General features: G+C 74.0%; 15 protein-coding genes, 1 tRNA gene and 1 pseudogene. 4 read left to right on the top strand and 13 right to left on the bottom strand.

What is annotated here, in order from left to right; genetic code table 11:
- Positions 1-319: 319 nt before the first annotated feature.
- The 4 genes and pseudogenes from AC0IWM_RS22125 to AC0IWM_RS22110 form a co-directional block, all read right to left on the bottom strand.
- Positions 320-2,440, bottom strand: a pseudogene (locus AC0IWM_RS22125) (M48 family metalloprotease); the annotation flags it as partial.
- A 123-nt stretch (positions 2,441-2,563) separates the two neighbouring features.
- Positions 2,564-3,814, bottom strand: a complete 1,251-nt coding sequence (locus AC0IWM_RS22120; RefSeq protein ID WP_471758596.1) for a metallophosphoesterase family protein — start codon at positions 3,812-3,814, stop codon at positions 2,564-2,566.
- A 155-nt stretch (positions 3,815-3,969) separates the two neighbouring features.
- Positions 3,970-7,629 carry a bifunctional proline dehydrogenase/L-glutamate gamma-semialdehyde dehydrogenase PutA gene (gene putA / locus AC0IWM_RS22115; RefSeq protein WP_471758594.1) on the bottom strand — a complete coding sequence of 1,220 codons (3,660 nt, stop codon included), beginning with the start codon at positions 7,627-7,629 and terminating at the stop codon, positions 3,970-3,972.
- A 312-nt stretch (positions 7,630-7,941) separates the two neighbouring features.
- Positions 7,942-8,085 carry a hypothetical protein gene (locus AC0IWM_RS22110; RefSeq protein WP_471758592.1) on the bottom strand — a complete coding sequence of 48 codons (144 nt, stop codon included), beginning with the start codon at positions 8,083-8,085 and terminating at the stop codon, positions 7,942-7,944.
- A 199-nt stretch (positions 8,086-8,284) separates the two neighbouring features.
- Here AC0IWM_RS22110 and AC0IWM_RS22105 point away from each other — a divergent pair, with 199 nt between their 5' ends.
- Positions 8,285-8,740 carry a hypothetical protein gene (locus AC0IWM_RS22105; protein WP_471758590.1) on the top strand — a complete coding sequence of 152 codons (456 nt, stop codon included), beginning with the start codon at positions 8,285-8,287 and terminating at the stop codon, positions 8,738-8,740.
- A gap of 155 nt (positions 8,741-8,895) precedes the next feature.
- On the opposite strand, the gene AC0IWM_RS22100 is transcribed toward AC0IWM_RS22105, so the two are convergent.
- Complete coding sequence (locus AC0IWM_RS22100; protein ID WP_471758588.1) at positions 8,896-10,134, bottom strand: sensor domain-containing diguanylate cyclase; 1,239 nt, start codon at positions 10,132-10,134, stop codon at positions 8,896-8,898.
- Between the two features lie 228 nt (positions 10,135-10,362).
- Positions 10,363-11,292: an arginase gene (rocF, locus tag AC0IWM_RS22095; RefSeq protein WP_471758586.1), complete on the bottom strand. Its 930-nt coding sequence runs from the start codon at positions 11,290-11,292 to the stop codon at positions 10,363-10,365.
- Between the two features lie 355 nt (positions 11,293-11,647).
- On the opposite strand from rocF, the gene AC0IWM_RS22090 reads away from it, so the two are divergent.
- A complete protein-coding gene (locus AC0IWM_RS22090; protein WP_272481505.1) occupies positions 11,648-11,776 on the top strand; it encodes a hypothetical protein in 129 nt (42 codons plus the stop codon).
- Positions 11,777-11,795: 19 nt separating this feature from the next.
- Here the strand turns inward: AC0IWM_RS22090 and AC0IWM_RS22085 are convergent, their stop codons facing one another.
- On the bottom strand, positions 11,796-14,342 hold the full coding sequence (locus AC0IWM_RS22085) for a type IA DNA topoisomerase (RefSeq protein ID WP_471758584.1): 2,547 nt from the start codon (positions 14,340-14,342) through the stop codon (positions 11,796-11,798).
- Between the two features lie 24 nt (positions 14,343-14,366).
- Positions 14,367-14,678, bottom strand: coding sequence for a DUF6894 family protein (locus tag AC0IWM_RS22080; protein ID WP_471758582.1), 312 nt, complete (start codon positions 14,676-14,678; stop codon positions 14,367-14,369).
- A gap of 303 nt (positions 14,679-14,981) precedes the next feature.
- Between AC0IWM_RS22080 and AC0IWM_RS22075 the strand changes: the two genes are divergently transcribed.
- Entirely contained in the window at positions 14,982-16,136 is a 1,155-nt protein-coding gene (locus AC0IWM_RS22075; RefSeq protein ID WP_471758580.1) for an acyltransferase family protein, read from the top strand.
- A 169-nt stretch (positions 16,137-16,305) separates the two neighbouring features.
- Here the strand turns inward: AC0IWM_RS22075 and AC0IWM_RS22070 are convergent, their stop codons facing one another.
- Together AC0IWM_RS22070 and AC0IWM_RS22065 are read right to left on the bottom strand one after the other, a co-directional pair.
- A complete protein-coding gene (locus AC0IWM_RS22070; RefSeq protein WP_471758578.1) occupies positions 16,306-16,902 on the bottom strand; it encodes a hypothetical protein in 597 nt (198 codons plus the stop codon).
- A 392-nt stretch (positions 16,903-17,294) separates the two neighbouring features.
- Positions 17,295-17,468: a ribosome modulation factor gene (locus AC0IWM_RS22065; RefSeq protein WP_471758576.1), complete on the bottom strand. Its 174-nt coding sequence runs from the start codon at positions 17,466-17,468 to the stop codon at positions 17,295-17,297.
- 162 nt (positions 17,469-17,630) lie between these two features.
- On the opposite strand from AC0IWM_RS22065, the gene AC0IWM_RS22060 reads away from it, so the two are divergent.
- Positions 17,631-17,807 carry a hypothetical protein gene (locus AC0IWM_RS22060; protein ID WP_471758574.1) on the top strand — a complete coding sequence of 59 codons (177 nt, stop codon included), beginning with the start codon at positions 17,631-17,633 and terminating at the stop codon, positions 17,805-17,807.
- Between the two features lie 421 nt (positions 17,808-18,228).
- Here AC0IWM_RS22060 and AC0IWM_RS22055 read toward each other — a convergent pair.
- From AC0IWM_RS22055 to AC0IWM_RS22045, 3 genes are all read right to left on the bottom strand, one after another.
- A tRNA-Ser gene (locus AC0IWM_RS22055) sits at positions 18,229-18,318 on the bottom strand.
- A 53-nt stretch (positions 18,319-18,371) separates the two neighbouring features.
- Positions 18,372-20,549, bottom strand: coding sequence for a glucans biosynthesis glucosyltransferase MdoH (gene mdoH / locus AC0IWM_RS22050; RefSeq protein ID WP_471758572.1), 2,178 nt, complete (start codon positions 20,547-20,549; stop codon positions 18,372-18,374).
- Positions 20,537-22,135 (bottom strand): OpgD/OpgG family glucan biosynthesis protein, encoded by a 1,599-nt coding sequence (locus AC0IWM_RS22045; RefSeq protein ID WP_471758570.1) that lies wholly within the window; start codon positions 22,133-22,135, stop codon positions 20,537-20,539. The genes mdoH and AC0IWM_RS22045 overlap by 13 nt, the downstream gene beginning before the upstream one ends.
- Positions 22,136-22,253 lie beyond the last annotated feature (118 nt).

The following is a 22,253-nucleotide window of genomic DNA, read 5'->3' as shown; positions in this document are numbered from 1 at the left end:
CCAGGACCGCGAGGCGGACCTCGCCGGCCTGCAGCCCGGCGAACACGTAGTTCACCCGCCGCGTCACCGCGCCGCTGGGCGCGGGCAGGCTGAGCGTCGCATCGCAGATGTGGAGGATAAGCTTGGCGCTGCAGGAGCCGTCGCGCACCCTGGCGCCGGGAACGGGCTGTGCGCTCGCGCGGACCTGCCAGTCGGAGGCCACCACCGGCGCGGTGTAGACCGCGCAGGCCACCAGGATGCCCCCGAGGCACGCGACGCCGAACAGGATCCAGAACGCGTTCATCCAGCCCAGGGCGTGGGACGGCAGGAGGGGGGGAACGGGGGCAGCCGTGGGAGCGGGCGCGACGGGCGAGCGCCGCTCGGCGGGTCCGGCATCGGCCTCGGCCAGGAGCCGCCGCGCCTCCGCCATGGCCCGGTAGCGGCCGATCGCGTCGGCGAAGTCCTGCGGCGTCATCCGGCGCGGCAGGCCGAGGGCGATCGTGACGATCCGGCGCTTCGGGTCGAGGGTCAGGCCGCGCCCGCCCGGTACGCGCCCGGGGAATGGCGTCTGCGGGGACAGCAGCAGGCGGGTGACGAGGCCGGTCCGATTCACCGTCATGTCGAGGTCGGCGATCTCGCCCCAGGCGATCGTGCGGTCGAGGCCGGGCACGGCGAGCCCCTCGGGACGCAGGATCAGGGTGGTCCGCTCGCCCCGCCACAGTCGATAGGCGCCGAGCGCGCCCAGGAGGGCGCCGAGAGCGAGCGTCACCGCGGCCACGAGGCCGGCCTGCCCGGTCGCGAGGCCGGGGAAGCCGAGGCCGACCAGTCCCAGGGCCGCGGCGGCGAACAGGCCGCCGGCCACCAGCAGGACGATGGCGCCGGGGCGGCTGTTGTCGCGCAGCACCCAGTCCGCCTCGTCGACGGCCTCCGCCGTCGCCTCCAGATGAGCCCGCACCGCCGCCTCGTGGTCCCGGACCGCCCCGAGGAAATCCGCCGTCGCGCCTCGGCAGAGCCCGGCGGGATCGGCGAAGTAGCCGCCGAGCTGCCCGAGGGCGTGGGGCGGCGGCGTGGCGGCGGCCCGCGCCAGGAGGTCCGGGTCGAGGGCGACGCCGAGGGCGGCCACGCGCTCGCGGGTCGGCGGATGGGTGTCGGTGGGGTGGGCCTGCTCCGCCTCCAGGTGCAGGCCCGGATCGTCGAGGCCTCGGGCGACGGCGCGGTCGAGGGCGGCGGCCACGAGGTCGGCGGGCGCCCCGCCGGGCGTCTCGGCCGCCGCGTCGAGGGCCTCGGCGATGCGCGGCTGGACGGCCCCGGTGCGCAGCAGCGCGCGGGCGGCGGCCTCCGGCGTGGTGAGCCCAGCGCCGGCCGCGTCGGCCGCGAATTCCCGGGTCCGGCTCCAGTGGCGCACGGCGAGGTGGAAGCGCTCCATCACGAACAGGCCGAGGCGCAGGGACGGACCGAGCAGCCCGAGCGAGCCCTGGTGGCCCGCCGCCACGGCGTCGAGGGAGCGCCCGACACCGGCATAGATCGGCAGGAAGCGCTGGCTGTAGGCGGTGTCGCCGCCGGCATAGTGGGCGAGCTCGTGGCCGATGATCGCCGCGACCTCGTCGCCCCGCATCAGCGCGAGGTAGGGCAGGGGCAGGTAGAGGATCCGGCCGGTCAGGCGCTCGCCGCCGGGTTCGAGCACGGCCGGGCCGGCGCTGACGAAGAAGCCGCCGGTGAGGCCGACCACGACGGCCTCCGGCCTGAGAGCGCCGAGGCGTTCGGCGAGGCCCTCGGTGAGGCGCCACAGCCCGGGCGCCTCGGCCGGCGAGACGCGGCGGCCGAAGATCGGCAGCGGGTCGGGCTCGAAGGCGGCCAGCGCCCGGCGCAGGCCCAGGACCGTGCGGCCGGCGGCCCACAGGATCGCCCCCACGGCGACTGCGGCGATGCCCAGGAGCTTCATCCCATGGCCGCTCAGGCCGGATTGCGCCAGGAGCCCCGCCTCGAAGATCACGGCGGCGACGGTCGCGGTGGCCGCCGCCAGGATCTGGAGCGCGAGGGTCGCCGGCAGCAGGCGCCGCACCAAGGAGAAGCCGCGCACCAGGGCGTCGCGCGAGCTGCGGCCCACCCAGCCGAGCGCGGCCCCGGCCAGCAGCACCAGGACCGAGAGAAGGGCGGCGAGCCCGCCCCCCGCCACCACGACGGGGGGCAGCAGGCGGCGCCAGTCCATCAGCGTGGTCAGGGTCGCGGCCTGGTCCTCGGCCGCGCGCGCCTTGTCGACGGCGAGGGGTCCGCCGTAGACTTGGCCGCCCTGGCGGAACTGCAGGCGGAAATCGACGCGCCCGTCCCGCGGCGTCCGCGCGGCGAGATCCGCGACGATCGCGGACAGGCGCGCCTGCTCGGCTGCGAAGGCGGCCCGGTCGTCTTCGGCCCGGCGCCCCTCCCAGAGCCCGAGCAGCACGAAGGCGAGCGGCAGCAGCACCGTCGCGGCGACGAGGCTCGCGAGGGCGCGCAGGCGCAGGGGCGGGCGCGAGGGAGACGAGCTGGAAATCGGACAAACCTCCTCGGTGCGGGATCTCGGGGGCCGGCGGGTTCGGGCCGGGTTCTAGCAGATCCGCCCGGAGAGGCGTCCCAGGATCACCGCCTCGGCCTCCGCGCAGAGGGCGTCGAGGTCGGCGGCGAGGTCGTCCTCGGCGGCGAGGCCGGCCGGCATCTTGGCGGCGATCTCGGCGAGGGCCGCCCGGGCACGGGCGCGGAATTCCGGCTCGTGGTCCACCGCCGCCAGCAGGGTGGCGGGGTCGATGGCCGCGAAGGCCTCGGGGCGGGCCTCGGCGACGGGCCGGCGCGGGCGGGCGGTCTCGATCTTCAGGCGTTCCAGCCAGATGTCCTCGTGGATGCGGTGGGCCGCCGCCTGGATCTCGGCGGTGAGCCCGTCGCGGTCGGCCGCCAGGCGGTCATGGGCCGGGGTCTCCCCCCGCAGGCGCACCCGCACGGCGATGAGGCGCGCCGCGGCGGCCTCCGCGAGGGGGCGCAGGGCCGCCTCGACGGCGGCGACCGCCGTGCGCTCGTCGGCCACGCCGGCGAGATCGACGTCGAGGGGATGGAAGCGGGCCTGGTCGACGATGAGGCGCTCGACGCCCTGCACCCGTCCGTCGGCCACGGACACGGCGACGGCGCCCTTGGCCCCGGATTCGCGGATGCTGCGCCCCTGGAGGTTGCCCGGGAACACGATCCAGGGGTCGCGGGCGAGCTCGGCATATTCGTGCACGTGGCCCAGCGCCCAGTAGGCGTAGCCCCGCCCCGCCAGGTCCGCCACCGAGCAGGGGGCGTAGGTGGCGTGCGCCGCGTGGCCGGTGCAGGAGGTGTGCAGGATGCCGATGTTGAACCAGCCCGGCAGGGCGGCCGGATAGGTGAGGGCGTAGTTCTCCTCCACCGCCCGGTTGGGGAAGCTGCGCCCGTGCAGCGCCACCTTGAAGGCCTCGAGGCGGTGGGTCTCGGCCCGGGTCGTCGGGAAGCTGCGCACGGATTCCGGCAGGGTGATCGAGCGGGTGATGACGCTCTCGGCGTCGTGGTTGCCGCGCACCAGGATGACCGGGATGCCGGCCCGGTCGAGGCGGGCGACCTGGCGGGCGAAGAACAGCCCGATCGTGTTGTCGGACCAGTCGCCGTCATAGACGTCGCCGGCCACGATCAGGAAGGCGGCGCCCCGCTCGATCGCCAGGGTGACGAGATCCTCGAAGGCCCGGCGCCCGGCCGAGGCGAAGCGCCGGGCGATGTCGGGGTCCTTGAGGGCGAGGCCGCTGAGCGGGCTGCCGAGATGCAGGTCGGCGGCATGGATGAAGGTGAACGCGGACATACTCTGCGGGGGCGAGGGGCCTCGGGAGGCTTCCGGGGTGGGGACGCGGAGGGCCAGGGTCGCGGGTTTGGCGCCCGATTGCAACCTGGGCGCTCACTCCCGACCGCAGGACCTCGCGAATCAAAGAGTTCCGGCCGCGGCCGCGCGGGCGGGCCTCAGTCCTCCAGGGTCATCAGGCTGGCATTGCCGCCGGCGGCCGCCGTGTTGTGGCTGACCACGCGCTCGCGGACCAGCCCCTCGACCGGGTAGGCCGCGGTGCCGGCGGCCGGATCGGGGCGAGGCCGGTGGATCGCCACGAGGGGCCCGGGGCGGGCGGCCAGGGCCAACGCGAAGGCCGTCAGGGCCTCGGACCCGCCCTCCCACAGGACCGCATCGGCCTCCGTCTCCGGATCGGCGGCACCGATGACGGCGCGCAGATCGCGGGGCAGGGCGGCGAGGAGCGCCTCGGCCGGCCCGGAGGGGCCGAGGACGACGCGGTTGCCGGTGGCCAGCGCCGCGCCGACCTGGGCCGCGAGGCCCGGCCCGGTCTCCGCCCGGCACAGGATCGTGCCGCGCGGATGCAGGCCGTAGCGGTTCTCCTCGCCCACCGGTCCCGGCAGCAGGCGCTCGCCGCCCACGGGGCTTTGGGCGATCAGCGCCGCGGCGGCCTCGGCCTCCCGGTGCCGGCCCTGGTCGCGCAGCCACCGGACCCAGGCCTGGGCCGCCGGGGCGGGCGGTCCGGGGGCCAGGCCGGTTCCGGCCGGGGCGGCGGACAGGAGGCGCCGCAGGGTCAGCGGACCGCCGGCCTTGGGGCCGGTGCCGGAGAGGCCGTGCCCGCCGAAGGGCTGCACCCCGACGACGGCGCCCACGAGGTTGCGGTTGACGTAGAGGTTGCCCGCCTCGCTCGCGGCGCAGGCCCGGGCGATCGCCGCGTCGAGGCGGCTCTGGACCCCGAAGGTCAGGCCGTAGCCGGTGGCGTTGACGGCCGCGATCGTCGCGTCGAACGCCGCGCGCTCGAAGCGCACCACGTGCAGCACCGGGCCGAAGACCTCGCGCGTGAGCGCGGCGACGGAGGGGATCTCGATCACGGTCGGGGCGACGAAGCTGCCCCGGTCGCAGGCATCCGGCAGGGCCGCCCGGTGGACGGGGTATCCGGCGGCGCGCATCGCGGCGACGTGGGCCTCGATGGCGTCGCGGGCCTCGGCGCCGATCACCGGCCCGATATCGGTCGCCAGCCGGTCCGGGTTGCCGACCCGGCACTCGGCGAGCGCCCCCTTCAGCATGGCCAGGGTCCGGTCGGCGATCTCCTCCTGCAGCGCCAGCAGGCGCAGGGCCGAGCAGCGCTGGCCGGCGGAATCGAAGGCCGAGACCAGGGTGTCGGCCACGACCTGCTCGGTGAGCGCCGAGGAATCGACCACGAGGGCGTTGAGGCCCCCGGTCTCGGCCACCAGGGGCACGGGGTGGCCATCCGGGTTCAGGCGCCCCGCGAGGGCGGCCCGGATGCCCGCCGCCACCGCGGTGGAGCCGGTGAACAGGACCCCGTTCACGCGCGGATCGGCGACGAGGGCGGCCCCGGTCTCGCCGCCGCCGGGCAGGAGCTGGAGGGCGCCGGCCGGCACCCCGGCCGCGCGCAGGATCCGCACCGCCTCGGCGGCGACCAGCGGGGTCTCCTCGGCGGGCTTGGCCAGGACCCCGTTGCCGGCGGCGAGCGCCGCCGCCACCTGGCCGGTGAAGATCGCCAGCGGGAAGTTCCAGGGGCTGATGCAGGCGACGGTCCCGAGGGGCCGGTGGGTGTCGGGGGCGAAGTCCCGGGCCTGCCCGGCATAGTAGCGCAGGAAGTCCTCCGCCTCCCGCACCTCGGCCAGCGCGTTGGCGGCCGACTTGCCGGCCTCGCGGACGAGGAGGCCGATCAGCGCGGGCCGGCGCGCGCTCAGCGCCGCGGCCGCCCGCACCAGGATCGCTTCCCGTGCCGCGCCCGGAAGCGCGGCCCAGGCGGCCGTCCCGGCCCCGGCCTGCGCCAGGGCCTCCGCCGCGAGATCCGGCCCGGCCTCGACCACGGTGCCGACGCGGTCCCGCCGGTCGGCCGGGTTGCGGAGGTCGCGGGCCGGCCCGGTGCGCTCGGCCTCGGCCAGCATCGGCACCGCCCGCCAGAGCTGCCCGCCCTCCGCCGCCAGGCTGCCCGCGAGGTCGGCGAGGTCCTGCTCGTCGGCGAGGTCGAGGCCGGGCGCCGCCGGCCGGTCGGGGAAGAGGTCGCGGGGCCTGCGGATCGCCGGATGGGGGGCGCCGAGCGGCTGCGCGGCCCGCACCAGCGCGACCGGGTCGGCGGCGAGGTCGGCCACGGCCACGCGCGCATCGGTGACCCGATTGACGAAGGAGGAATTGGCGCCGTTCTCGAGGAGGCGGCGCACGAGATAGGCCAGCAGCGTCGCGTGGGTCCCCACCGGTGCGTAGATCCGGCAGGGTCGGTCGAGCCCGCCCGGCCCCACCACCGCGTCGTAGAGCGCCTCGCCCATGCCGTGCAGGCACTGGAACTCGTAGCGCCCGATGTGGAAGTCGGGTCCCGCCAGGGTGTGGAGGGCGGCCACGGTCTGGGCGTTGTGGGTGGCGAATTGCGGGAAGAGCGCGTCGGGCGCGGCGAGCATCCGCTCCGCGCAGGCGCGGTACGACAGGTCGGTGTGGACCTTGCGGGTGAAGACGGGGAAGTCCTCCAGGCCCGCCACCTGCGCGCGCTTGATCTCGCTGTCCCAGTAGGCGCCCTTGACGAGGCGGACCATGAGGCGGCGCCCGGCGCGGCGGGCGAGGTCGACGAGGACCGCGATCAGCGTCAGCGCCCGCTTCTGGTAGGCCTGCACCACGAAGCCGAGGCCGTCCCAGCCGTCGAGGGCCGGATCGGCGCAGAGGGCCTCCAGGATGTCGAGGGAGAGGTCGAGGCGGTCGGCCTCCTCGGCATCGATGTTGAGGCCGATGTCGTAGCGGCGGGCGAGGCGCGCCAGGGCGGCGACGCGGGGGAGCAGCTCGGTCATCACCCGGTCGCGCTGGGCGCGGACGTAGCGCGGATGCAGGGCCGAGAGCTTGATCGAGATGCCGGGGCCGGCGAGGGGCCCGCGCCCGGCCGAGGCCGCCCCGATGACGTGAATGGCGTGCGTGTAGCCGGCCGCGTAGCGCGCCGCATCGGCCGCATCCATCGCCGCCTCGCCGAGCATGTCGAAGGAATGGGTGAAGCCGCGCGCCTCCTGGCGGCGGGCCTGGCGCAGGGCCTGCCCGATGGTCTCGCCGCAGACGTACTGGCCCCCCATGAGCCGCATGGCCTGGTGCACGCCCGCGCGGACCAGCGGCTCGCCGCCCCGGGCGACGAGGCGGGTCAGGCTGCCGGACAGGCCGGTCGCGTCCGCGGAGACCGCGAGGCGCCCGGTGATCACGAGCCCCCAGGTGGCCGCGTTGACGAAGAGCGAGGGGCTGTGCCCGAGATGGGCGGCCCAGTCCCCGTGCCCGATCTTGTCGCGGATCAGGGCGTCGCGGGTCTCCGCGTCCGGGATGCGCAGCAGCGCCTCGGCGAGGCACATCAGCGCCACGCCCTCGTGGGTCGACAGGGCGTATTCCCGCAGCAGGTCCTGGACCCCGCCGCCCGGTGGTCCCTTGGCGCGCAGGCGTCCGACGAGGTGCTGCACGAGCCGCGCGGTCTCCGCCGCCGCCTCGGGCGTCGTCGACACCGCGTCGAGGCAGGCCGCGACCCGGTCCGGCTCGGGCGCGTGCGTCTCCGCGGTCAGGCGCCGACGCAGGGTCGCCGGCGCGCTCCGCGGGTCCAGGAACGCGCCGAAGGGGCGGGGGGAGGACATCACCGGATCGGCAGGGCTCATCGCGGGCTCACGGTGTCGAACGGGTGCCCCAGGCCGGAAGGGAGGGGGCACGAGGCCATGCAGGCCGGGGCCGTCACGGACGAGCGGCGCCACCCGTGCCCGCTTCGGACGACCGTGACGAGACGACCCGTATCACCATCCGCCGGACGCGCCATCGGCGGACGGCCCGCGCCGGTGACAGGCCGGGCTCGTCCGTCCTCGGAACCGCGTGGCGCCCCCCCGCTCCACCCGCGAGGTTCCGCGTCCGCGCCTGTCCGGCGCCCGAGGCCGGAGGCGGCCCGGAACCGCGCCCTAGAGGTAATGCCGATACACGACGTGGGCGTCGGCATCCGGCTGAAGACCCGCCGTGCCGGAGGCGCCGCAGGGTCCCGCGGCGAACGGCGAAACCATGGCGACGAGGGTGAGCAGCCAGCGGAACGGACCTGCGGCAATCATCGGAATCTCCTCGGCCGGGCTTGGATCGGCGGGCTCGGATCGAATCGTCACCTGCGATGGCTGGGGCCCTCAGCTCCGGGCCCCGACTCTCCATGGAACGGCCGGGATCGGCGCGCGGTGCTGAGACGCACCCGCCCCGCCCTGTGGACGGCTCGGTGGACCCCAGGCGCGCCATCGCCTTTGACCGTAGGATGAGGCCATGGCTGCACGGGTCCTGGATCGCGACCGGTTCGCGAAGTGTCGAGCGCTGATGGAGCGCGGGGCCACCCCGGGCGAGCGCGCGGCCGGGCGAGAGGCCGCGACCCGGATCGCCGCGGCCGCCGGCCTCACGCTGGCCGCGGCGCTCGCGCTGGCGGAGGCCGGGCGCTCCGAGGCGGCGCCCGGCCCGGCCCCGGGCCGCGACCGGCCACGGCGGCCGGCCGAACGCACCTACGCCTGGGCAGAGCCGAGGCCCGCGCCGGAGCCGGTCACCGTGGAGGAACTGCGGCGACAGAAGGCGGCCGAGGACGCGCGCCGGAAGCGGGCGGCGGCGCGTGCGCGCAAGCGCCCGCAGCCCCCCGATCCGGCCTGGGAGCACTGGTCCGGCGAGGTCCGCGAGGCCCAGGCGGCCCGGGATCGAGCCTGGACCCGCCGGCGCCTGCCCGAATCCGACTGACGAGCGGGCCGGCCGCGCCGGAACGGGGGCCGGTTCGGGCTCAGAAAACCGACGGATCTCGATTTTGGGACGTGACCAAGGGTTCCAGCGCCTCCCATCCGTGATGAGAGGGACAACTTCGGATCCGGGGCGCCGTCCGGCGGTGAGCCCGGCCCTCAGACGAAGGCGACGTCGAGCCGGCCCTCGCTCTTCTGCACGACCCGGCACAGGCGTGAGGAGCGGTCGGCACCGATGACGAGCTTGAAGGTCTCGGGCACGCCGGCCGTGCTGTCGATCCTCAGCCCCGCCTCCGTCTCGGACAGGCTGCGCACGGTGCAGTCGAGGACCGAGCGACCGCCGTTGAACGAGATCTGGCCCGCCTTCAGCACGCGGCGGCGCATCGGCTGCTCCGGAGCCGGCGCCGGCTGCCAGGCCGCGCAGCGGTCGCGTCCCTCCGCCTTGGCGGCGTAGAGGGCGGCATCGGCGTTCTCCAGGAGCCCGTCGAGGTGGCCCACCGATGCATCCAGCGCCGCGACGCCGAAGCTGGCGCTGAGCGACAGGACGCCCAGCGGCGCGGGAATGCGCAGCCGCGCGACCGCCGCCCGAAGCTTCCCGGCGACGGTCATCGCGGCGTCCAGGTCGGTGTGCGGCAGCAGGACGGCGAATTCCTCGCCCCCCATCCGCCCGAAGGCGTCGGAAGCCCGAAGCTCGCTGCGGCAGGCCTCGGCCACGGCCGCCAGGACCCGGTCGCCGACGGGGTGGCCGTGCCGGTCGTTGATGGCCTTGAAGTGATCGAGGTCCAGCATGATGCAGCTGAGGGCGTGCCGGTGCCGCAGCGCCAGGGCCAGGGTTCGGCCGCACTCCTCGCGGAAGGCGCGGCGCGACAGGGCGCCGGTCAGGCCGTCGGTCATGGCGACGCGGCGCAGCGCGAGCTCGCTCATGACGATGTGCGAGAGGTCGGCCAGGGACTCGACGGCGGTCTCGGGAAAGGGCCGGGGCCGCGTATCCATGGCACACAGGGTGCCGATGCCGTGCCCGTCCGGCGTCCGCAGCGGAACACCGGCGTAGAAGCGGATGTGCGGGCTGCCGACCACGAACGGATTCTGCGCGAAGCGATCGTCGGCCCAGGTGTCCGGGATCACCAGGGCACGCGCCTCGCGTCGCGCCAGGTCGCAGAGGGAGGGTCCCTTCGGCGTCTCGCAGGCCTCCACCCCCGAGCGGGACTTGAACCATTGCCGGTGACCGTCGATCAGCGTGATGGTGGACATCGGCATGTCGAAGATCCGGCGCGTCAGCCGGGTGATGCGGTCGAAGGCCTCCTCCTGCGGCGTGTCGAGGATGTCGTAGCGATCGAGGGCCGCCAGTCGGTCCTGCTCCTCGATCTGCGCCTGGTCCTGCATCGTGTGGTCATCCATGGTTCCACGAAGATCTGGGCCACGAATGATTACGAAAGGCCTCACCACCTCGCTCGTCTTCACCGCAATCGCGAGACGGCCGCGGCACCCGATACGACCCGGATCGTTCCGCGGCACGGCTCGGACCGGGTCTCGGCGAGCCTGACCCGTGGTCCGCCTCGCCGAGCTCAGGCGAACGCCCGCCGCGCGGGCAGGCCTCGACGGGTCGGGCTCAATCGAGACGTGGGATCAGTAGCTCTGCGTCGGCCGGTCGAGCACGGTCCGGCCCATCAGGCTGGCGGCGAGGTCCACCATGAGGAGGGCCGTCCGGCCGCGCTCGTCGAGGAACGGGTTGAGCTCGACGAGATCGAGGCTGCCGACGAGGCGGGAATCGTGCAGCATCTCCATGATCAGGTGCGCCTCGCGGAAGGTCGCGCCGCCCGGCACCGTCGTGCCGACGCCCGGCGCGATGCCGGGATCCAGGAAGTCCACGTCGAGGCTGACATGGAGCCGGCCGCCGGCCGCGGCGACCCGGCCGAGGAAGGCGCGCAGCGGCGCGACGACGCCGGCCTCGTCGATGCTGCGCATGTCGTGGATCAGCACGCCGGCCTCGAGCACCGCCGAGCGCTCCGCGGGGTCGAGGCTGCGCGTGCCCATCAGGCAGACGTTGCGCGGGTCGATCGGCGCGGGGGGAGCCGGCAGGTAGCCGGAGAAGCCCCGGCGGCCGGTGGCGTAGGCGAGGGGGACGCCGTGGAGGTTGCCGCTGGTGGTGGTGTCGAGGGTGTGGAAATCCGCGTGCGCGTCCAGCCAGAGCACGAAGAGGGGCCGTCCCTCCAGCGCCGCCCGGCGCCCGAGCCCCGACAGGGTGCCGGCCGACAGGCTGTGATCGCCCCCGAGGAAGATCGGCACCGCCTCGGCGCTGTGCGCATAGGCGGCCTCGGCCAGGGCCTCGGTCCAGGCCGCGAAGGCGCCGAGGTGGCGCAGGGCGCCGTTGGGATGGGCCCGCGCCACCGCGGCCGGCGGCGCGAGATCGCCCGCATCGACGATGTCGAGCCCGAGGCCCGAGAGGGTCTCGGCGAGGCCCGCGGCCCGGTAGGCGCTCGGCCCCATGTCGCAGCCGAGGCGGCCGGCCCCCTCCTGCACGCGGGCGCCGAGGAGGAGGCAGCGTGGGTTCGTCATGGCGTCGTCTCGCTCCGCATCGGGTCGATCGGCGCCCTCGCCAGGGCCGTGCCGCGGCCGGTTCCGCCGCGATCCGGCCCGCCGGACGGGACGGCCCGGGCCGAGACTAGCCGATCCGCGTGACGGTCGTGCCGGGACCGCCGCCGCAGGCTTCCGGCCTCCATGTTTTGTTAACCATTCCGGCCACAGCCTGCGCAGGAACTGTCGGCGCCTCCGCGCGGCCGGGACGGACGCCCCGCCGCCGGGCCGCGAATTCGGCGGCGCGTCCTTAATCCCGCCCGTTTCTCCGAGCCCATTGGGGCGGGTCGGGGCCCTGGATCACGCAGCGGCCGCGACCTCGAACAAGGAGTTTCCCATGATCAAAACGCTGCTGGCGCTCTTCACCGTCGCCGCCGTCCTGACGATCCGGGCTTTCCTGAAGCTTCTCTGGCTGCCGTTCCAAAGCTTCGGCGGCCTCCTGCGCGGCCGTCCGGCCGCCACCTGAGCCGGTCCGCGATCGGACGTCACGACCCGGACGCGGCGCGCGCCGCGGCAGGCTTCCGGCGCGGCTTGCCCGATTGGGACTTACCCGATTTGGACCTGCCGGAGTTCGGCTTGCTGGAATTCGACTTGCTGGAATTCGACTTGCCGGAATTCGACTTGCCGGACCGCGATGGCGACGAGCCCGCCGGGACCGACATCGGCTCGGCCGGACCCGGCCGCGCCTGGCGCGCCGCGCGCCCCGTCTGCGACGCCGCCGCGTGGGCGTCGAGAAACCCGCGGCAGGCCTCGAACTGCGTCTCGATCTCGGGCGGGCAGTCCAGGCCGCGCTCCGCGGCGAGACTGCGGGCATAGCGCAGCATCGCGGCGCTCGGCGGACGCGCCCCACCGGGCGCCCCCACCCGCGCCGCGGCGGGTCCGGCCTCGGCATCCAGGAAGGCGCGGCAGCGGGCGAGGCTGCTCTTGCAGCCACGGGGCAGGGCGATGCCCTTGCGCGCGGCCAGCGACACCGCGAAGGCGGCCATGGCCGGCGTCGGCGGGCGGTCCCCGCCGGCGCGGCCCCGTCCGTGCCCCCGCGATGGCGGCGGCGCCAGGCTCGGATCCAGGCTGACCACCCCCGCCTCGGCGATGGCGGAGATCAGGCCGTCGAGGCGCGCGCGCGTGCGCGCCCGGAAGGCCTCGGCCCGGGCGCGGGCCTCCGCCCGCGTGGGCGCCCGGCCGATCTCGGCGAGCTCCGCCTCGAACATCGCCCGGCCCACCGGGTCGCCATAGGCCGGGAAGACCCGCCGCACCGCCGCGATGAAGGCGAGCCCCACCTCGGTCACCGTGAGGGCCGGATCCTTGCCTTCCCCCAGGGCGAGGTAGTGGCTCTTCAGGAGCTTGGGCAGGATGCTGTCCCGGGTCGCGGCCGTGCCGAGCCCCTTCGGCTCGTTCGGGTTGACCGGGTTCTCCAGCGCCCGCTTCGCCGCCGGGTCGTCCACCTGGTCGATCAGGCGCCCCATCACCACGGGAAGCTCGCCCCGGGTGATCCGCCGGGGCGGCTCGGTCACGGCCTCGGCGATGTCGGCGCCCGCGGCCGTCGCCGCCTCTCCGTCGTCGACCGCGGGCAGGCGGGCGGCGCGCGCCTCGTCCTCGGGCCGGGCCTTGCCGGGCACGAGATCGGCCTCGACGTCGGCCTCCGCCCCGTAGAGCGCGCGCCAGCCCGGCACGCGCACGACGCGCCCGCTGACCGCGAAGCGCTTCGCGCCGAGAGGCGTCGCCACCTCGGCCGCCACTTCGGTGCGCGCATCGATGCCGTCGGGCAGGTGGGCGGCGGCGTAGGCCTTGGCCACGAGCTCCCAGAGGCGGAAGAGGTCCGCCTCGAGCCGCCCGCGCTCCGGCGCCTTGCGCAGGGGGACGATGGCATGGTGCTCGCCCGGGTCCTTGACGTAGTGCCCCCTCGCCCCGCGCCGGATGACGGGCGCGTCCGCGGTGAGGAGGGGCCGGAGGTCCACCAGCACGGAGCCGATGGCGGCCATCACCGCGCCGGCATCCCCGGCCTGCCCCTCGGGCAGGCTTTCCGACTCGGTGCGCGGGTAGCTGAGATAGCCCTGGTCGTAGAGATCCTGCGCGAGCCGCGCCGTGTGCTGCGGGTCCCAGCCGAAGCGCTTGGCGCAGCGCCGGGCCAGGGTGTCCTTCGAGAACAGGCGCGGCGGCGCCCGGCGCACGTCCTTCTGGGCCACCGCCAGGGGCCCGGACCAGGCGGCCGCCGCCGTCCGGATGGTCTCGGCCGCGGAGCGCTCGAAGATCCGCTCCTTCGGCAGGTGCCACAGGGTCAGGGCCGCCCCCGTGCCGGTCTCGACGTGCAGCGCCACCTTGAAGAATTCCTGCGGCACGAAGGCCCGGATGCGCGCCTCCAGGTCGGCCAGGATGGCGAGGGTCGGCGTCTGCACCCCGCCGAAGCGCCAGGGCTCGCGGAAGGCGGGCGGGCGCAGGCGCAGGGAGATCGCGCGCGTGCCGTTGAGGCCGAGATGGTAATCCTCGTATTGCCGGCACAGCGCCTCGAGGTAGGCGGCGTAGTCCTGCTCGCCGGATTCCGGCTCGCGGGCCAGGGTGGCGAAGGCCCGCCGGACCGAGACGTCGTCGAGGGCGCCGAGCTTCAGGCGGTCGACCCGGCCGCGCCAGCCGAGATGCTCCAGCACCTCCCAGGCGATCATCGAGCCCTCCCGCCCCGGATCGGTGGCGATGATGACGCGCTCGACGCCGCGCAGGGCCTGGCCGATCGCCGCGAGCTTGCCCGCATGCGACTGGCCGGAGCGGCCGGTGCCGCAGATCACCGGAAGGGTGTCGAGGACGATGGGCAGGGTCTCGAACTGCCAGGACTTCCATTCGGGCCGGATCCGGCCCGGCTCCTCCGCGGTGAGCAGGTGCCCCTCGGCGGCGACGCAGACGGTGCCGGGCGAGCGGAAGAAGCGCTGGAGCTGGCGCATCGCCGACGGCTTCTCGAAGAAGAACAGCGTGCGGCCGGAGGGAGCGGAGGACTTGGTCGGAGACATGGCCGAGAACTCGGCCGGAGGCATGGACAGGGACATGGGCGCGGGATCGGGGGGCCGCGATCAGGCGGCCTGCCCGAGGACGTCTCCGCCCCGGAGCCGGCCCCGCTGCGCGTCCCGTCCGGGTCGCGCACGCTCGGGCGCCGCCGGCGGATCGACTGACAGGAAGGGCCGGACCAGGACGCGGCGGCCGCGCAGATCGTGCACGGTCACGTGCCACTCCGCCCAGTTCCCCGCCTCGCCGAGGCTGCGCATCACGTCCCGCGCCACCGCCTCGGCCCGGCGCACCAGGCGATGGGGCGCCCGGATGTCGTTCCCGACGGCATCGAACACGCATTCGCGGCCGTTGGTGCAGTGGAAGCGGTAGCGGGCCATGCTGCTCGGACTCCCTCGTCGACGCCCCTCACGACGGCGTCGAGTTCACTCTCTGTTCTCATATGAGGGCAAGGGGGCGCGGATGGCAAGGGCTGTTCCGGCCGGTGCCCGCCCGCCGCCGAAGGCCCCGCGAAATCCCTTGCCCCCGAGGGCCGGCGTCCCGGTCGCCCGCGCGCTCCACCGCCGGGCACCCCGGCTGCAACGCGAGGCCATCGCCACTTCAATAACATTTGAGAATCACATTTGATATTTTGGCGTGATCTGCATAAGGCTGGGGCTCTTCGGATATGAGGAGCGATTCGCTTGAAGCTCACTTTGCTGAGAGCCGCCGAACCCGGTCGGAGTCCCGAGCCGCCGATCGCGCGACGAAGCATCGACTCCATCCAGTGGGCACGCGGCATCGCGGCACTCGGCGTGTTTCTGTTTCACCTCGACATGAGCATCACCGAGAAATTCGGTCCTACGTGGTGGTCGGGCTGGTTCTTCGGCGGGGCGACGGGCGTCGAATTCTTCTTCATCCTCAGCGGCTTCATCATCCTCCACACCCACCTCCAGGACATCGGCCGGCCCGACCGCTTTTCCAGCTTCGTCACCAAGCGCTTCATTCGGCTTTATCCGATCTATTGGCTCTGCGTGCTGCCGCTCGGACTCGCGCTGCTCGCCGGAGCGGGGGCCAACGGCCATCGTGACCTGACGGTCGTCCAATTCGTCATGGATCTGCTGCTGATCCCTCGCGAGGGCGTCCGGGTTCTTCAGCCCGCCTGGACTCTGCAGCATGAACTGGTGTTCTACATCGCTTTCTCAGCGATGATTTTTCATGCCAGACTTGGCCTATTGGCCCTTGTGCTCTGGCAAGTCGCCTGCCTCGCGACCCTGATCTTCGATCTCATTCCCGTCGGCTATCAGAACATGCAGCCGCTTGCCCGATTCCTGGGTCACGAGAATTTCGGCTTTGCGATCGGAATGCTCATCGCCTGGATCTACCGGGAATACGGTCGCGGTCAGGCGATGCTGTTCCGCCTCATCGGCGCCGCGGGCGCCGTGGGGGTCGGGGTCGCTCTCTGGCTGCGCGGCGCCTCGGGCGTGGTCATCCTGCCGAACGCGGCCGCCGAGGCGCTTCTGTTCTTCGCGCTCTACGCGATGGTCATGATCGGCCTCCTCACCGTGCGCGTGGCCGGGCCTTCGCGCGTGGGGGCGTCGCTCGGGCTTCTCGGCTCGGCCTCCTACGTCCTCTACCTCATCCACGAGCCCATCATCTCGGCCTCGATCAAGGTCGCCCAGAGCCCGCTCCTGGCGGGTCGCGCGACGGGTCTGGTCGCGGGACTGGTGATCCTCCTGGTAGGGATCTCCGCGTCGATCGCGGTCCACAAGCTCATCGAGCAACCCCTGCTCGTGCTTCTGAGGAACGCGGCCTTCGGACGCCGGCCCGCTTCCGGGATGGCCGCCCAGGCGTCGTAGCGCCGCGATCACAGGCGAGGGTCACCCGATCGGATCGGGAAGGACCGATGGGGACCCGTCGCGGCGAAGCCCGCGCGGGCCGAGGAAGCGACCGCGCCGGTCACGCAGGACGACCGGCGCCCCCCCCCCGCCGCCGGCGAGGCCGGCCCTCACGATGCGGGCGCGCGGCTCACCGCGCGGTCGGGTCGGGAAGCTTGAAGTCCGGTCTGTCCAGGGCGGTGTCGGGGCGAACCCTCCCGATGAAGCCGCCCTTTCCGTTGTCGGTCTCGGGCCGCACGGGAAGCGCGCCATCCGTTGTCCGCGTGAGCGGATTCTGGCTCCCCGCCGCGATGTCGGGATTGAGCGCACTGGGATCGACGCTCTTCAGCCTGGGGGCCTCGCCGTTGACGCCCTCCCGTGCCAGTCGATAGGCGAAGACGACGTCCCTGTTCCCCAGGGCGGTCACCGCTTCCGTGATGCGGCGGCTGACACTGGCATCGCGCGACTCGCAATAGGCGGAGACGCGCCCGAGGCCGTATCCGATCGCCTGACGCTGGTCCGGAAGGGCCGTGCGGGCCAGCCGCAGGAGCGCGGACAGGGCCTGAGGGCTCGCCAGAGCCAGCGTGTCGACTTCCGCGGAAAGGCCGCGCTGGTCATTCGGATGACGCGAAAGCAGCTCGGACGGCCGCTCCAGGAAGGCCTCCACGGCCACGTCCGATATCCTGCGCTTGGGTATGCAGACGGCCGACGCGGAGGGCACCGAGACAGCCAGGATCAAGGCGCTCACGAGGCCTGTCCTTGAGAATGGTCCCAATGCGCGATCCCCCTTCAGCCGGCTCATCAGGACAGACGGTCTTGCGACCTCACCGTCTCCGGTGCGTGGAGATCCCGACTGTCCAGATTGTCCGCGGAGACGGTGTAAGTCATCACCGAGCGTACCGCAACGAAGGGGGACTGCCGCGGCGGTGCCTCCGCGCCACCGTCGGCGCCCGGCCATCGACGGAGGACGGGACGGCATCGCCGCCCTCGGCAGGTCCGCGTGCTCGGATCCGCCACGCCGTCGGCGCGAGACCAGCGGTGCCCAGGGCCAACGGGCATCGGAGCGAACGGAAGCCGGGACGCGCCCTCGGCCGGGTCATGCGCGCCGTCCAGGCCCACCGTGTCGCGGCCGGCTCCGTCTCAGGGCGGTGCGTTGCCCGTCCGCTCCTCGACCGCAGCATCGTAACCGGCGGTCCACCGGGCGTGCGCCTCGGTGCCCTCGGCATAGGGGCAGTCCTCGCGGCGCAGGCCCTTGCCGGGCGCGTAGAAGCCCAGGGCATAATGGTCGAGGTTGTCGTCGGGTGGCTCGGTCATGAACGCTAGGTAGAGCGCCAGGCCGCCGCTCCAAGCGTCGCCTCGCCTCCGCATTTCCCGACGCGCGACTCGGGCTGGCATTTTACTGCGCAACCCACACGCCGATTGCAGCATTATGCATATAGCCCCTTCATTCCGAACGGGGCAATCGGAGTACGGCAGATGAGTGCTGGCTATCCGCTCCTGTTCCTCGCGTTCGGAACGCTCGGCGGCCTCCTGTTCCTGGCCCTCGGGGCCCGCAAGCAGGTGGCAGACCTGAAGAACGACCCGGCGCGCTCCAGCATCATCCGGGACCACGGTGGCGCACCGCGGCAGAACATGCCGGGCACGGAGCACTGACGCGCCATCCGGGTGCGCCCGCGCCGTGTCCGGCAGGCTATGAGGCTCCGGTCGTCGCGGGCGCGGCGAGGGCAACCCCACCGCCAGCCTTCCGGATGTCGGCGGCCTCCATCCGTCGCCGAAGCTCCCGCTCGCGGAGCCCGAAGCGCCGCCGGGCAGCGTCCAGCCGAACCTGCGGCGCGCCCTGCGCACCACGTCAACCCTGTCCGCGGTCTTCCAGGCGATCCCCTTCCGACCGCTGCGGCCCCCGGGAGTCACCGCGCAACGTTCAGGGGCATCCCGGCGCGGACCGAGCGGTCCCGGCCTCGCGTCGAACGAAGCGGGTCGCGAGGCCCGCCGCAGAGAGCCGCCTGTCGCGCAGGCGTCGCCCAACTTGCTCAACATCGAGGCTTCCAGCCCCGTCACGGGCTCAGGACCGTTCTGGCGGAAGGGGTGGGATTCGAACCCACGGTGGAGTTGCCCCCACGGCGGTTTTCAAGACCGCTGCCTTAAACCACTCGGCCACCCTTCCGTGCCGGCGGTTCTATCGGAGAACGCGGGGCGCGGGAATGGGAAAACGCGGGGTCAGGGCGCGAGGCGGGTGAGGCGGTCGAGGAGGGCGCGGTCGTGCAGGAGGGCCATGCGCTCCTTGGGCGTGAGCCAGGCCCGGGCCTCGGCGATCGTCTCCGCCTCCACCACCTTGGCCTGGGCCAGGGCCCGGTCGGGATCGATGGTCCCGCGCGGGCGCGGGGCGGTCTCGGGCAGCATCGCGGCGTGGGCCGCGGCGAGGCCGCGATCGGCGTGGAGGGCCGTGAGTGCGTCCGCGTCGTCGAGGCCGGATTCGGCGTTGCGCCGGCCGAGGGCGCCGGCCTGCGCGGCGATGGCCGGGGGGGTGCGCTCCTCCGGGGTCATCAGCAGGCCGAGGCGCTTCAGGGCGAGCCCGAGGCCGAGCTGGCCGCTGGCCCAGGAGATCGGGATCGCCAGCACCAGGCCCAGGATGGTGGGCGACATCCAGAGGAACAGCGAGGTGGCGATGGCGAAGGCCGCCACCCCGGTGACCAGCCCCAGCGCCATGTGCCAGCGGTGGCGGCGCACGATGTCGCCCCAGGGGATCGAGCCGTCGTCGCGCCGCTGCGGGTTCCAGCCGGTGTCGCGCCCGAGCAGGATCTGGAACACCGAGCCCGACTGGATCAGCATCGCGATGGGGGCGATGAGCGCCGAGAGCAGGATCTCGATCAGGCTCGACAGGACGAGGCGGATCGCGCCGCCGCAGGCCCGGCGCACCGGGCGATCGATGAGGGCGAGGATCAGTCCCAGAAACTTCGGCGCGAGCAGGATGCCCATGGTCAGGCCGAAGAGCTGGAGCGCGCGCACGGGATCGAAGCGCGGCCAGACCGGGTAGAGCCCGAACTCGGAGGTGAAGTATTCCGGCCGCACCCAGGCGGTCTGGAGCACCAGGGCGATACCGACCACGAGCTGGGCCAGCCACAGGGGCGAGGCGACGTAGCCGGCGATACCGGTGGCGAAGTGCTGGCGGGAGGCGAGCGCCAGCCCCGCCGTGCCGATGATGCGGCTGTGCTGGAGGTTGCCCTGCGCCCAGCGCCGGTCGCGCACCGCGACGTCGATGAGCGAGGGCGGGCTCTCCTCGTAGGAGCCGGGCAGGGCGGGCAGCATGGTCACGCTCCAGCCGGCCCGCCGGATCAGGGCCGCCTCCACGAAGTCGTGGCTGAGCACGTGGCCGCCGAAGGGCGGCTTGCCCTTCAGGTCGGGCAGGCCGCAGGCCGCCGCGAAGGCGCGGGTGCGGATGATGGCGTTGTGGCCCCAGTAATTGCCGTCGCGGCCCGACCAGACGGACAGGCCCGTGGCGATGACCGGCCCGTAGATCCGCGCGGCGAATTGCTGGACCCGGGCGAACAGGGTGTTGCGGTTGATGATGAGCGGCAGCGACTGGATGATGCCGGCATCCGGGTCGGCCTCCATGGCGGCGGCCAGATGCACGATGCAGGGGCCGGTCATCAGGCTGTCGGCGTCGAGCACCAGCATGTGGTCGTAGGCGCCGCCCCAGCGCGCGACGAAGTCGCCGATGTTGCCGGCCTTGCGGTGGTGGTTCTTCGGCCGGTGCCGGTAGTAGAGCCGGGCCTCGTCGCCCCAGCGGGCGCGCAGCTCCAGGAAGGCGCGCTCCTCGGCGATCCAGGCGTCCCCTTGCGTCGAATCCGACAGGACGAAGTAGTCGAAGGCCGCGCCGTGGCCGGTGGCGTCGATCTCGGCCCGCATCGCCTCGACGCCCGCGAAGGTGCGGGCGGTGGCCTCGTTGTAGACCGGCATCACCACCGCGGTGCGGGTGGTCAGCCGCGCCGGCAGGGCGGGGCTCCTCAGCCCGCGCAGGAGCACGAGGAAGCCCAGGATCGCGCCGGTGAAGGCCAGGGCGATCCAGGAGAAGTTCAGGGTGAAGAGGGCGAGGAGCACGTATTGCAGCGCCGTGGTGCCGCCCGAGACCGCCACCACCTCGTACATCTGCATCGCGCCGTAGCCCGTGAGGAGCGCCGCCCCGCCGAAGACGAAGGCGCGGGCGAGCCAGGGCTTGGCGTGGCGCGCGGCCGGCCGGTGGCCGCCGGCCGGATCCCAGCGATCGAGATCCTGCACCGGCATCGGCAGCGGCGCCTCGCGGGGCATCGCGGGGGCGAAGGGCAGGGCGGCCTGAGGCGCCGGATCGGCCGGGGCCGGGGCGCCGGGGGAGAGCGGGGATGCGGTCACGGGGTCCAACGGTAGAGCCAGGTTTCGGTGAGCGGCGTGCCGGCGCGCTGCAGGTTCAGCCGCAATTCGCAGGACTTCTCGCCCTTCGGATCGAGCTCGAAGGCCACCCGCAGGGTGTCGCGCTCGGGGTAGCGGTAGACGGTGCTCGACGGGATCGCCCCGGAGGCGGCGCTGAGCTGGGTCTGGAGGTCGCCCGGCGCCGCGATGCCCTGGCCGGTGAAGTCCACCAGGAACAGGCGCCGATTCTCGCCCCCGTGCCCGCTGCGGGTGCCCGAGACCAGGGCGACGCGTGGCGGCTCGGGGGGCTGCCAGCACCAGTGCTGGCGATAGCTGAAGGGCATCTCGGCCCCGGCCGCGAGGGTCGCCTTCGGGCGCCAGTAGGCGAGCACGTTCTCGTTGAACTCGGAATCGCTGGGGATCTCCAGCAGGGTCACCGCCCCCGGCCCCCAGGCGCCGAGGGGTTCGAGCCAGAGGGAGGGCCGCCATTCCCAGTGCTGCACGTCGTCCTGGAAGGCGGCGTAGTCCCGCGCCCGCTGCATCAGGCCGAAGCCCTTCGGGTTCTCGTCCACGAAGGAGGAGATCTGCAGGGTCTCGGGGTTGCGCACCGGGCGCCAGATCGCCTCGCCGACGCCCGTGCGGATCTGCAGGCCGCCGCTGGCGGAGGCGCCCGCGCGGGCGTCGTCCGCCCCGCGCCGGTCGTGGGGGCCGAACAGGTAGCTCGTGGTCATGCCGCCCAGGCCCAGATGGTCGATGGCCGCGCGGGCGAAGACCGTGCCCTCGACGTCGCAGAGGGAGGCATCGCCGGGGCGCAGGCTCATGCGCAGGGCCGCCGCGGCGGAGGGCGAATCGACCAGGGCATGCAGGACCAGGGGACCGCCGGGGCCGGGCCGCTCGATCCAGATCGCGCGGAACTCGGGGAATTCCTCGCCCTTGGCGTCGGCCGGGCGCAGGGTCAGCGCCCGGGCCGTGACGCCGAAGCCCTGGCCGGTGGCCAGCAGCCGGAAGAACGACGCCCCCTGGAACATCGCGAAGTCACTGAGCTCGCCCCCGCGGAAGCGGGCGCGGATGCGAAACCCCGAATAGCCGGGGTCGTCCTTGAGGACCGGCAGGGCGACGCCGTCCGTCTCGAACCGGGCCGGGTCGTAGGGCAGGGCGCGCACGACGCCCTCCTCCACCAGGGCGAGCGCCACGCGGGAGCGGAACACCGAGCCGCGATGCAGGGGCTCGATGGTGAAGCCCAGGGCCGCGTCGGCCCAGACCGCGCTGCCGGGCCGGGTGCGGATGGCGGCGTACTGCTCGCGGTTGAGGCCGGTGAGGGCGTCGGGCAGGTCGTTGGTGCGGGGGGCCACGTAGGGGGCCTTGGCGAGCGCCCGGGCCAGATCCGTGACGAGGCCGGGCTGGAACGGCGTACCGTCGGCGGGCAGGGCCGGGGCCTCGTCGGCGGCGGCCCGGCCCGGCAGGACGGGGAGCCCGCCGGCCAGGGCCGCGAGGGCCGTGGGCCTCAGGAGGGCCGCGAGGCCGGCCTGCCGCAGCAGGCTGCGGCGGCTGGGGCCGGCGGACGTGGCGTCGAGGAGATCCGGGTTCGGCGGCGTCATCGGGTCCGTCTGATCGGCGCGGGGCGCGCGCGGAGAAGGCGAGGGGCTTGAGGGCGGTCTACCACGCGGAGCCCTGAACCGGTGCTTAAGCCGTCCCGAACCGCGGCGGTCAACGCCG

It is taken from the genome of Methylobacterium sp. AC433 (assembly GCF_979253015.1).
Note: the sequence above shows the minus strand (reverse complement) of the source record. Positions and strands in the feature narration are given on the sequence as shown.

Bases quoted from the DNA above. Each gene is read 5' to 3' on its own strand.
- AC0IWM_RS22120 (WP_471758596.1), bottom strand. From the start codon at position 3,814: ATGTCCGCGTTCACCTTCATCCATGCCGCCGACCTGCATCTCGGCAGC.
- AC0IWM_RS22110 (WP_471758592.1), bottom strand. From the start codon at position 8,085: ATGATTGCCGCAGGTCCGTTCCGCTGGCTGCTCACCCTCGTCGCCATG.
- AC0IWM_RS22080 (WP_471758582.1), bottom strand. From the start codon at position 14,678: ATGGCCCGCTACCGCTTCCACTGCACCAACGGCCGCGAATGCGTGTTC.
- putA (WP_471758594.1), bottom strand. From the start codon at position 7,629: ATGTCCTCCCCCCGCCCCTTCGGCGCGTTCCTGGACCCGCGGAGCGCG.
- AC0IWM_RS22090 (WP_272481505.1), top strand. From the start codon at position 11,648: ATGATCAAAACGCTGCTGGCGCTCTTCACCGTCGCCGCCGTCCTGACG.
- AC0IWM_RS22065 (WP_471758576.1), bottom strand. From the start codon at position 17,468: ATGACCGAGCCACCCGACGACAACCTCGACCATTATGCCCTGGGCTTC.
- AC0IWM_RS22100 (WP_471758588.1), bottom strand. From the start codon at position 10,134: ATGGATGACCACACGATGCAGGACCAGGCGCAGATCGAGGAGCAGGAC.
- AC0IWM_RS22105 (WP_471758590.1), top strand. From the start codon at position 8,285: ATGGCTGCACGGGTCCTGGATCGCGACCGGTTCGCGAAGTGTCGAGCG.
- rocF (WP_471758586.1), bottom strand. From the start codon at position 11,292: ATGACGAACCCACGCTGCCTCCTCCTCGGCGCCCGCGTGCAGGAGGGG.
- AC0IWM_RS22060 (WP_471758574.1), top strand. From the start codon at position 17,631: ATGAGTGCTGGCTATCCGCTCCTGTTCCTCGCGTTCGGAACGCTCGGC.
- AC0IWM_RS22045 (WP_471758570.1), bottom strand. From the start codon at position 22,135: ATGACGCCGCCGAACCCGGATCTCCTCGACGCCACGTCCGCCGGCCCC.
- AC0IWM_RS22085 (WP_471758584.1), bottom strand. From the start codon at position 14,342: ATGTCCCTGTCCATGCCTCCGGCCGAGTTCTCGGCCATGTCTCCGACC.